General features: G+C 70.2%; 11 protein-coding genes. 7 read left to right on the forward strand and 4 right to left on the reverse strand.

Annotated elements, in window-relative coordinates; all coding sequences use genetic code 11:
- Positions 1–77 precede the first annotated feature (77 nt).
- The 3 genes from ACRDPS_RS20130 to ACRDPS_RS20140 all read right to left on the reverse strand — a co-directional run bounded on the left by ACRDPS_RS20130 (position 78) and on the right by ACRDPS_RS20140 (position 1,950).
- Positions 78–647 (reverse strand): histidine phosphatase family protein, encoded by a 570-nt coding sequence (locus ACRDPS_RS20130; RefSeq protein WP_431503440.1) that lies wholly within the window; start codon positions 645–647, stop codon positions 78–80.
- A 65-nt stretch (positions 648–712) separates the two neighbouring features.
- Entirely contained in the window at positions 713–892 is a 180-nt protein-coding gene (locus tag ACRDPS_RS20135; RefSeq protein ID WP_160028907.1) for a DUF5703 family protein, read from the reverse strand.
- A 107-nt stretch (positions 893–999) separates the two neighbouring features.
- A complete protein-coding gene (locus ACRDPS_RS20140) occupies positions 1,000–1,950 on the reverse strand; it encodes an aldo/keto reductase (protein ID WP_431503441.1) in 951 nt (316 codons plus the stop codon).
- Between the two features lie 100 nt (positions 1,951–2,050).
- On the opposite strand from ACRDPS_RS20140, the gene ACRDPS_RS20145 reads away from it, so the two are divergent.
- The 3 genes from ACRDPS_RS20145 to ACRDPS_RS20155 are packed head-to-tail and all read left to right on the forward strand — an operon-like array spanning position 2,051 to position 5,392.
- Positions 2,051–2,875, forward strand: a complete 825-nt coding sequence (locus ACRDPS_RS20145; RefSeq protein ID WP_431503442.1) for an undecaprenyl-diphosphate phosphatase — start codon at positions 2,051–2,053, stop codon at positions 2,873–2,875.
- Positions 2,876–2,894: 19 nt separating this feature from the next.
- Entirely contained in the window at positions 2,895–4,163 is a 1,269-nt protein-coding gene (ilvA, locus tag ACRDPS_RS20150; RefSeq protein WP_431503443.1) for a threonine ammonia-lyase IlvA, read from the forward strand.
- Positions 4,163–5,392: a hypothetical protein gene (locus ACRDPS_RS20155; RefSeq protein WP_431503444.1), complete on the forward strand. Its 1,230-nt coding sequence runs from the start codon at positions 4,163–4,165 to the stop codon at positions 5,390–5,392. The genes ilvA and ACRDPS_RS20155 overlap by 1 nt, the downstream gene beginning before the upstream one ends.
- Positions 5,393–5,399: 7 nt before the next feature.
- Here the strand turns inward: ACRDPS_RS20155 and corA are convergent, their stop codons facing one another.
- On the reverse strand, positions 5,400–6,380 hold the full coding sequence (gene corA, locus ACRDPS_RS20160) for a magnesium/cobalt transporter CorA (protein WP_431503445.1): 981 nt from the start codon (positions 6,378–6,380) through the stop codon (positions 5,400–5,402).
- A gap of 63 nt (positions 6,381–6,443) precedes the next feature.
- Between corA and ACRDPS_RS20165 the strand changes: the two genes are divergently transcribed.
- The 4 genes from ACRDPS_RS20165 to mshC are packed head-to-tail and all read left to right on the forward strand — an operon-like array spanning position 6,444 to position 9,856.
- On the forward strand, positions 6,444–7,184 hold the full coding sequence (locus ACRDPS_RS20165) for an MSMEG_4193 family putative phosphomutase (protein ID WP_431503449.1): 741 nt from the start codon (positions 6,444–6,446) through the stop codon (positions 7,182–7,184).
- 2 nt (positions 7,185–7,186) lie between these two features.
- The gene (locus ACRDPS_RS20170) at positions 7,187–7,792 is read left to right on the forward strand and encodes a DUF3090 domain-containing protein (protein WP_431503446.1); all 606 of its coding nucleotides are present in this window, start codon (positions 7,187–7,189) and stop codon (positions 7,790–7,792) included.
- Positions 7,793–7,796: 4 nt separating this feature from the next.
- Positions 7,797–8,591, forward strand: a complete 795-nt coding sequence (locus tag ACRDPS_RS20175) for an SCO1664 family protein (protein ID WP_431503447.1) — start codon at positions 7,797–7,799, stop codon at positions 8,589–8,591.
- Between the two features lie 32 nt (positions 8,592–8,623).
- Entirely contained in the window at positions 8,624–9,856 is a 1,233-nt protein-coding gene (mshC, locus tag ACRDPS_RS20180; RefSeq protein ID WP_431503448.1) for a cysteine--1-D-myo-inosityl 2-amino-2-deoxy-alpha-D-glucopyranoside ligase, read from the forward strand.
- The last annotated feature ends 151 nt before the right edge of the window (positions 9,857–10,007 follow it).

The raw sequence follows: 10,007 nt of genomic DNA on the forward strand, positions 1-10,007 counted from the left end.
AGTCGGCGCGTCATGACGAGCCGACTCGACAGAGAATTCGGTCAGGATGAGCCGACTCGGCACGGGCGGGCCTGCGCTCAGATCGGGAGGACGACCTCAGCGTTGAAGGTCTCGACCACGGGCTCGCCGGCCAGGTTGGGGCCGATGCTGGTGAGCGTGGCGTTGCCGGTCGGGCCGATGCGCATCCAGGTCGCGGGCGGGGCGTTGAGCACCTCGCGTACGAACCAGGCGGCGACGAACGCGTGCGTGACCAGCACGATCTCGTCGTCGTGGTGCTCGAACCAGAGCTTGTGCCAGGCCGCGGTCAGCTCGGCGCCGTCGAAGTCCCGTTCGGCCTCGGGAACGTTCTCCAGCCACTCCCACCGGTGGGTCGGATAGTCGCCGCGCCGCTCCACCGACGGCACCGCGGTGCGGTCGGCCAGGGCGTCGCAGACGACGCCGCCCGCACCCAGGATCTCGGTGAGCACCAGGGCCGTCTCGGTCGTGCGGCGGCTCGGGCCGTGCAGGACCCGGCGGACGGGACGGAAGGACAGACGGTGGGCGAGGGCCGTGACCTGGCGGCGACCGAGGTCGGAGAGGCCTGGGTCGGCGGTGTCCTCGCCCCCGTCACCACTGGCGGCTTCGCCGTGACGTACGAGATGGATCACCTGCAAAACCCTAGTTGGCTTCGCCTATGACGTACGCGGGCCACGCGGCCCTTGCGCGGAAAGTCTCACACCGTGAGCCGCTGCCGGATGATCTTGCGCCGAAGGGTCACCCGGCGGGTGCCGTCCGCGGTGATGCGTACCCGGTCGAGCTCCCAGCCGCCATGCTCGGCGCGCTCGACGAGAAGCTTGGTGACGATGTTGCGGGAGAACTCACGCGAGAAGATCACCTTGTCGTACTCCCACATCACGCCTGGGCGGGGTGGGCGGCGTTCGGCTCGGGCCAAGGCTGCGCTCCTTCGATCGACTGCTCAGGAGAACCAGTCTGCCGGATCCGATGTTCCCGTGGGGTGATCTAGACCGCGGAGACGTCGTCGAGGGCGAGCGCGATCTCGGGCGGGAGGGTGAGGTCGGCGACCTGGAGAGCTTCCTTGAGCTGGGCGGCCGTGCGTGCGCCCAGGATGGGGGCGGTGATGCCCGGGCGGTCGCGGACCCAGGCCAGGGAGACCTGCAGCGGGGTCCACTCCAGGCCCTCGGCGGCCTTGGCGACGGCGGTGACGATGCCGCGGCTGCGGTCCTCCTCGAAGATCTCCACGCGGGAGGCGAAGGCGGGGTCGGCGCCGCGGGAGTGGGAGGGGGTGCCGGTGCGGTACTTCCCGGTCAGGACGCCGCCGGCCAGGGGAGACCAGGCGAGCACGCCCAGCCCCATCGCCTCGGCGGCCGGCAGCACCTCGTACTCGATGTCGCGGGCCAGCAGGGAGTACTCCACCTGCGTCGAGGCCAGCGTCGCCCGCCCGGGCACGGCCCGCTGCCAGGTCGCGGCCTGAGCGCTCTGCCATCCGTTGTAGTTGGAGATCCCGACGTACGCCGCCCGGCCGCTGCTCAGCGCCAGGTCGAGTGCCGACAGCGTCTCCTCGATCGGAACCTCGTCCGACCAGACGTGCACCTGCCACAGGTCGACGTGGTCGACACCGAGCCGCTTCAGCGACGCGTCGAGGCCGGTGAGCAGCGCACCGCGGGACGTGTCGACGCCGCGGTTGCCGCCGCGCCAGGTGATCCCGCTCTTGGTCGCCAGCACGACGTCGTCGCGGGCCACGGCACCCTCGCCGAGGAGCGAGCCGAGCAGTGCCTCCGAGGCGCCGTCGCCGTAGCCGGCCGCGGTGTCGACGAGCGTGCCGCCGGCCTCGGTGAAGCCGGCCAGCTGCTCACGGGCATCGTGCTCATCGGTCACGCTGCCCCAGGTCATGGTGCCCAGGGCGAGAGACGAGACTCGCAGCCCGGTGGCTCCGAGGAGTCGGCTCTGCATGGGGCCAATCTATCTGTGCCGCCCATGCGGCTCTCGCCGGACACGCTTGTCGGGACCGCCGGGTTGGGGGCTGCGTACATGCCCCTTAGAGTTTCCGCCCGTGGAATATCTGCAGGCGATCGCACTGGGCGTACTTCAGGCACTCACCGAGTTCCTGCCCATCTCATCCAGTGCGCACCTCCGCATCTTCCCCGAGCTGCTGGGCTGGGGCGACCCCGGCGCGGCGTTCACCGCGGTGATCCAGATCGGCACCGAGCTGGCCGTGGTGCTCTACATGTGGCGCAACATCCGCGACATCATCGTGACCTGGTTCCGGAGCCTCTTCGACCCAGAGCTGCGCAGCCACACAGATGCCCGGATGGGCTGGTTCATCATCGTCGGCTCGATCCCGATCGTGGTGATCGGATTCGTGATGAAGGACATCATCGAGCACGACCTGCGCAGCCTGTACGTGGTGGGCACCATGCTCGTGGTCATGGGCATCGTGCTCGGGATCGCTGACCGGATCGGCGCGAACCGCAAGCGGTTCGACGACCTCTCCTGGCGCGACGCCATCCTGATGGGCTGCGCCCAGGCCTGCGCGCTGATCCCCGGCGTCTCCCGCTCGGGGGCGACGATCTCGATGGGCCGCGCCTTGGGCTACGAGCGGGCCACCGTGACCCGCTACGCCTTCCTGCTGGCGCTGCCGGCGGTCTTCGGCGCCGGTCTGTTCGAGATGGGCGAGATCACCCACGGCGCCAACCTCTACGGCTGGGGCCCGACGATCGTCGCCACGGTCGTCTCGTTCGTCCTCGGCTACGCCGTGATCGCGTGGCTGCTGAAGTACCTCTCCCACCACACCTACACCCCGTTCGTGATCTACCGGGTCGTCCTGGGTCTCGCGGTCCTGGTGCTCCTCGGCGTGGGTGTGCTCACCGAGTGGTGATCGTGCCAAACTCACGTATGTGTCTGAGTCCGGTGCCATTCTTCTGCAGAGCCCTGCTGTAACCCCCGCTGCCATCGAAGAGGCCGCCGCGCGCACCATCGCCACGCGCACCGCGGTCGAGCGCTCTGTCAGACTCTCGCAGAAGTACGCCGCGGAGGTCCTGCTCAAGCGGGAGGACCTGCAGCTGGGCCGCTCCTACAAGGTCCGCGGCGCCTACAACCTGATGAGCTCGCTCTCGCCCGAGGAGCTCGAGCGCGGCGTCGTGTGCGCCAGCGCCGGCAACCACGCCCAGGGCGTCGCGATCTCCTGCGCCCAGCTCGGCGTGCCCGGTCACATCGTGGTGCCGACGAACACGCCCAAGCAGAAGCGGGACCGGATCACGGCCCTGGGCGGCGAGCAGGTGACGCTGACGCTGCACGGCTCGACGTACGACGAGGCCTCCGCGTACGCCTACGAGCTGGGGCGCGGGCTCGGGGCGACGTACGTCTCGGCGTTCGACGATCCGCGCACGATCGCCGGACAGGGCACCGTCGGCTACGAGCTCACCTCCCAGATCGACGAGCCGCTGGACGTGCTGCTGCTGCCCATCGGCGGCGGCGGGCTCGCCTCCGGCGTCGCGACCTGGGTGCGCGAGGTCTGGCCGAAGACCCGGATCATCGGGGTCGAGCCCGCGGGTGCCGCGTCGATGGCGGCCGCGATCGAGGCCGGTGGGCCGGTGCGGATCGACACGCTCGACACCTTCGTGGACGGCGCCGCGGTCGCGACCGCCGGGAAGGTGACGTACCCGATCGTCAAGGAGTACGTCGACGAGCTGGTCGCCGTACCGGTCGGCGCGATCTGCGTGGAGATGCTCGAGCTCTACCAGACCGAGGGGATCATCGCCGAGCCCGCCGGCGCGCTCGCCGTGGCTGCTCTGGGGCAGATCGACCTGCGTGGCGCGGCCCGGGTCGGGGCGGTCCTCTCGGGCGGCAACAACGACGTCTCCCGCTACTCCGACGTGCTCGAGCGCGCCCTGATCCACCAGGGGCTGCGGCACTACTTCCTGGTCTCGTTCCCGCAGGCTCCCGGGGCCCTGCGCGGCTTCCTCGACGACGTGCTCGACGACGGCGAGGACATCGTGGTCTTCGAGTACGTCAAGAAGTCCAACCGCGATCTCGGCCCGGCGCTGATCGGCATCGACCTCGACACTGCCGAGGGGCTCGACGGGCTGCTCGATCGGATGAACGCCAGCGACCTGCTCATCGAGCGGATCGCGCCGGACTCGCCGCTGTTCACGTTCCTGCACTGATGCTCACCGCCAAGGTCGTGAGGCCCTTCGCCGTGGTCGGCGTCGTCGTCGGGGTCCTGACCGGATTCGTCTCGGGGTGCTCGGGCGAGGCGGTCGATGCCGGCAATGATCCCGGCAATCTTCCCGGCGGCGCCCCTGGCCCGATCACCCACCGTGCTGTCGCGGCGGTCGCGCTCGAGCACCTGCCGACCGACACCTCCAGCCGGGCTGCCTCCTACACCGACGAGTCCACGCCTGCCGGGCAGGTCTCGGTCGACCTTCGCTACGGCGCCGACGGGGAGTACGACGGCGACCTCGTGAGCGTCGCGGTCTCGGCTCAACCACCGGAGGAGGGTGGGGCGTGCCGCCGCGAGCTCGGGCAGCACTGCGTCGACCTGCCGACCGAGGTGAAGGGCGCCGAGCTGCAGCTGCGCTGGACCGAGGAGGAGCCCGAGGAGGACCCCGGCGTCGTCGGGATCGCGCTGCTTCGCGATGGCGGTGAGACCGCGACGATCGGCTACTCCGGGCCCACGATCACCGGCGACCCCCGCCGGCTCGACATGCCGATCGGTGTCGAGAAGCTGGTCGCCGTCCTCGAGGACCCACGGCTCCGACACCAGGCGACCTCCTCGACCATCGCCCTCGGTGACGAGCTCGGCGACTGGAAGGGCGGCGAGCCCGACCCCGAGGCGTACGAGCTGGTGCGAAACACCGACCACGGCATCGCGCAGGCCTATGCCGGCGGCCGGGGTGGCTACGGCTACTACCAGGGCGTCGTCCGGTCGCCGCTGCGCGAGCAGTTCGGCCCCGACGCCGTCGGAGGGCGCCTGCTGCAGCGCTCCTCACCTGACTTCACGGACATGCCGGACGCCGACATCGACGTCCTCGCCGCGCCGTCCCCGCCCGACTGGATGACCCGCGAGCCCTGCGCGGCACCCGCGCTGCGCAAGCACTGTGTCGCCACGAAGGGCGAACGTGGTCCGCTGGTCTTCGCCTGGCAGCCGGCCAGCGGCGGTGACGTGGGTTGGGCCTGGATGATCTCGGTGCGCGAGAAGGAGGTCGTGGCGGTCCGCTACCGGGGCCCGCGGATGCCGGCCGGGTACGACGATGCGGCGATGCTCACCGAGTGGTACCAGGGCGAGCAGCTCGACTCGAAAGGCGGCGAGGCCGAGTCGGAGTACGCCGACGACCTCTCCCTGTGGTGCGACCGGGAGCACCTCGACGCCCGCCCGGTCAAGCAGCTCGACTAGAGGTCGACTAGAACCAGCCCGACTTCCGGAAGAAGACCCACAGCGCGGTCACCACACCGGCCATCAGCAGCAGCGAGAACGGGTAGCCGAAGGTCCAGTCCAGCTCGGGCATGTGGGTGAAGTTCATCCCGTAGACCCCGGCGATCAGGGTCGGCACCACGACCAGGGCGGCGCCGGCGGAGATCTTGCGCATGTCCTCGTTCTGCTGTAGCGAGAGCTGGGCCAGATGGGCCTCGAAGGCCGAGGACAGCAGCGTCTCCAGGTTCTCGATCGCCTCCACGATGGAGGAGAGATGGTCGAGCACGTCGCGGAAGTAGGGGCGCAGGTCTGGGTCGATCCCGCCCTCGCCGTTGGCGAAGCGGCGCACCGGCTCCCGCAGCGGCATCACCGCGCGGCGTACCTCCGCGATCTCCCGTCGCAGCCGGTAGATCCGGGCGGAGTCCTCGGTGCGCTCGTCGGAGAAGACCGATGACTCGACCTCGTCGACGTCCTCGGTGAGGCCCGCCATGACGCCCACATAGCCGTCGACGATGTAGTCGACGACCGCGTAGACCGCGGAGTAGGGCCCCTCGGTGAGCAGCTGTTCCTCGCTCGTCTCCAGCAGCTCGCGGGCCGGCGCCAGCCGGGAGCCGCGGCCGTGGCGGACCGTGATGACGTAGTCGGGGCCGATGAAGAAGGCGACCTCGCCGGTCTCGACGGCGTCCTCGGCGTCGACGTACCAGAGCGTCTTGACCACCTGGAACATGCTGCCGTCATAGCGCTCCAGCTTCGGACGCTGGTGGGCGGTCAGCGCGTCCTCGACGGCGAGCGGATGCAGCCCGAACGCCTCGGCGACCTCCTCGAGCTCGGGCTGGCTGGGCTGGTAGAGCCCGAGCCAGACGAAGTCGCCCTCGTCCTTCACGCCGCTGCGAAGAGCGGAGTAGTCGTGGGGCGCGCAGTCGATCCTCTCGCGTGCGCCGCCACGGTAAAGAGCGCTGTCGACGATCACATTGTCAGGTTAGGGCATGTGATCTCTCCCCACGGGATGGATAGGGTCCCCGACGTGGCGACGATGATCCTGGTGAGACACGGCCGTACGACGGCGAACGCATCCGGCACCCTGGCGGGCAGGCTTCCTGGGGTGATGCTGGACGAGCGTGGCCTCGAGCAGGCGCGAAAGGCGGGCGAGCGGATCGCGCCGGTCCCGTTGGCGCTGGCCGTCACCAGCCCGATGGAGCGCTGCCAGCAGACGCTGTCGGGGATCCTGGACGGGCGGGTCGGGGAGGCTGTCGACCTGCCCAAGGTGGTCGTCGAGGACGGGCTCTCCGAGTGCGACTACGGCGAGTGGCAGGGGGAGAAGATCTCCGCGCTGACTCGTCGCAAGCTCTGGAAGAGCGTGCAGACCCAGCCCTCCGCGGTCACCTTCCCCGGCGGGGAGTCGATGGCCGCGATGCAGGCGCGAGGTGTCGAGGCCGTACGTCGCCACGACGCCGCCGTCACGGCGGCTCAGGGTGACTCGGCGGTCTGGCTGTGCGTGAGCCACGGGGACGTGATCAAGGCGATCCTGGCCGACGCGCTCGGCATGCACCTGGACCTCTTCCAGCGCCTCCACGTCGACCCGGCCTCGGTCTCGGTGGTCCGCTACGGCGAGGGCCGGCCGTCGGTCCTGGCCACCAACACCCACGCCGGCGACCTGTCCTGGTTGGCCCCGAACCCTGCCGCGAAGAAGGGCCGCAAGTCGTCCCGCCGGCGCAACGACGACGCGGTCGTGGGCGGCGGCTCGGGTCCTGGGGACGGTCTGGATAAGGTTTGACCATGCCCGTGATGCACTCCTTCGACCCGCCCGAACGATTCGTCGTCGGCACCGTCGGCGAGCCCGGGGCGCGGACGTTCTTCCTCCAGGCCCGTGAGGGAGTGCGTGTCGTCTCCGTGGCGTTGGAGAAGCAGCAGGTCACCGTGCTCGCCGAGCGGCTCGACGAGCTCCTGGACGAGGTGATGAAGTCGGCGCCTGCGGTGGTGCCCGCGCTGGCGCCGCACGAGCTCGACGACAAGGCCCCGCTGGAGCAGCCGATCGAGGAGGAGTTCCGGGCGGGCACGATGACGCTGGCCTGGGACCCCGACGAGGACAAGGTCGTCCTCGAGGTCTTCCCGATCAGCGAGGCCGAGGTCATCGCCGAGGTAGACGAGTCGGGCCAGCTGGTCGACGAGGACGCCGTGGCGGCGATCGAGCTCGACGAGCCGGAGCCCGACGAGGTGCTCCTGGTCCGCATCGCGCCGCGCGACGCCCGAGCCTTCGTCAAGCGCGCCGAGGCGGTCCTGGGCGCCGGGCGCCCCAACTGCCCGTTCTGCGGCAACCCGATCGACCCCGAGGGGCACCTGTGCGTCCGGGCGAACGGGTTCAAGCGCCGCGACCCGGTCTGATCCCGTGGGTGATCCGGCCCCGGAGGTCGAGCACAGTGCTGCCGAGAGCGGTGCCGACGAGGCCATGGAGCTCGTCGGCCGGCTGACGACGGCCTCGAACGCGACCTTCCTGGCCACGATCGGCGAGACGGAGTTCGTCTACAAGCCGATCGCGGGCGAGCGGCCGTTGTGGGACTTCCCCGACGGGCGGCTGGCCCATCGTGAGGTCGCCTCCTACCTCGTCTCCGAGGCGCTGGGCTGGGGCGTGGTGCCCGAGACCTGGCTGGGTGAGGGGCCGCACGGACCCGGGATGGTGCAGCGCTGGATCATCTCGGACGAGTCCGTCGAGCCGGTCACCATCGTGCCCGCGGGGGAGATCCCGGACGGCTTCCTGCACGTCTTCGACGGCTACGACGCGCTCGACCGGGAAGTCTCCCTGGCCCACGAGGACACACCCGCGCTGCGGCGGATGGCCGTCTTCGACATGATCACCAACAACGCCGACCGCAAGGGCGGTCACGTCCTGCCGCTCGCCTCCGGTCACCGGTACGGCTGCGACCACGGGCTGACCTTCCACGAGGAGCCGAAGCTGCGCACGATCCTGTGGGGATGGCAGGGGCTGGCTTTCTCCGACGAGGAGCTCGCCGGGATCCGGACGATTCTTGAGGGGCTCGACGGTGGGTTGGGGGCTCAGCTGGCTGCGTACCTCTCCGGGTCGGATCTCGAAGCGCTTGGTCTGCGCTGCGAGGCGCTGTTGGCCGAGGGGGTCTTCCCGCGTCCCGAGTACGACCGCCATGTCATCCCGTGGCCGCCGTTCTGAGACGCGTGCCCAGCGACAAGTAGGCTGCACTCATGCGCGCTTGGTCTGCACCCGTCGTCCCAGAACTGTCCGTCAAGGGGCCCGAGGTGAGCCTCTATGACCATCAGCGAGACGCGGTCGTCTCCACGGCCGGACCCGGGCGCCGATCGCTGTACGTGTGTGGCATCACGCCCTACGACGCGACCCACATGGGCCACGCGAACACGTACGTCGCCTTCGACCTGCTCCACCGCGCCTGGCTCAACGCCGGCTACGAGGTCGGCTACACGCAGAACGTGACCGATGTCGACGACCCGCTGCTCGAGCGCGCGGAGAAGGTCGGGATCGAGTGGGAGGCGCTCGCCGAGCGCGAGACCGAGCTCTACCGCAAGGACATGGAGGCGCTGCGAGTGGCGCCACCGCAGAACTACATCGGCGCGGTCGAGTCGATCCCGCTGGTCGTCTCGCTGATCGGCGAGCTCGAGGCCGCCGGCGCGATCTACAAGGTCGACGAGGACGTGTACGCCTCGGTGGCCGTCGACGACGCCTTCGGTGACGAGTCGCGGATGTCGCGCTCGCAGATGATGGAGATCTTCGGCGAGCGGGGCGGCGACCCGGAGCGGGCCGGCAAGAAGGACCCGCTCGACCCGCTGCTGTGGCGTGCGGAGCGTCCCGGTGAGCCGGCCTGGCCCTCGCCGTACGGTCCCGGGCGTCCTGGCTGGCACGTCGAGTGCACCGCGATCGCCCTCGAGCACCTCGGCGCCGGTTTCACCGTTCAGGCCGGTGGCTCCGACCTGGTCTTCCCGCACCACGAGATGTCGGGCTCGCACGCCCGCTCCGCAGGCAAGGCCTTCGCCGAGATCTACACCCACGGCGGGATGGTGGCCTACGACGGCCACAAGATGTCCAAGTCACGCGGCAACCTGGTCTTCGTCTCCGCGCTGCGCAACTCCGAGATCGACCCGATGGCGATCCGGCTGGTGCTGCTGGGACACCACTACCGTGACGACTGGGAGTGGACCGACGCCAAGCTCTTCGACGCCGTCGACCGGATCGCCGAGTGGCGCAAGGCCGTCGCCCTGGGCCGCGGCGCCCCCGCCGCCCCTGTCGTCGAGACCGTCCTCGGCGCCCTCGCCGACGACCTCGACGCCCCTCGTGCCGTGCAGGCCGTCGACGCCTGGGTCGCCGCGACCCTCGGCGAGGGCGGCCTCGCCGAGACCTCCGACCCCCTAGCCGGCGAGACCATCTCCACGCTCGTCGACGCCGCCTTGGGCATCAAGCTCTAGCCGAGAAGTCACCCCCGCAGGCCGAGGGGTCACCCCCGCAGGCCGAGAGGTCACTTCTGCAGGCCGAGAAGTCGCCTCTGCAGGCCGAGAAGTCGCCTCTGCAGGCCGAGAAGTCGCCTCTGCAGGCCGAGAAGTCGCCTCTGCAGGCCGA

Source organism: Nocardioides sp. (genome assembly GCF_050699375.1).
Taxonomy (GTDB): Bacteria; Actinomycetota; Actinomycetes; order Propionibacteriales; family Nocardioidaceae; genus Nocardioides.

Excerpts from the sequence above, each read along its gene's own strand:
- ACRDPS_RS20135 (WP_160028907.1), bottom strand. The coding sequence starts at position 892 with ATGTGGGAGTACGACAAGGTGATCTTCTCGCGTGAGTTCTCCCGCAAC.
- ACRDPS_RS20140 (WP_431503441.1), bottom strand. The coding sequence starts at position 1,950 with ATGCAGAGCCGACTCCTCGGAGCCACCGGGCTGCGAGTCTCGTCTCTC.
- ACRDPS_RS20155 (WP_431503444.1), top strand. The coding sequence starts at position 4,163 with ATGCTCACCGCCAAGGTCGTGAGGCCCTTCGCCGTGGTCGGCGTCGTC.
- ACRDPS_RS20165 (WP_431503449.1), top strand. The coding sequence starts at position 6,444 with ATGATCCTGGTGAGACACGGCCGTACGACGGCGAACGCATCCGGCACC.
- ACRDPS_RS20170 (WP_431503446.1), top strand. The coding sequence starts at position 7,187 with ATGCCCGTGATGCACTCCTTCGACCCGCCCGAACGATTCGTCGTCGGC.
- mshC (WP_431503448.1), top strand. The coding sequence starts at position 8,624 with ATGCGCGCTTGGTCTGCACCCGTCGTCCCAGAACTGTCCGTCAAGGGG.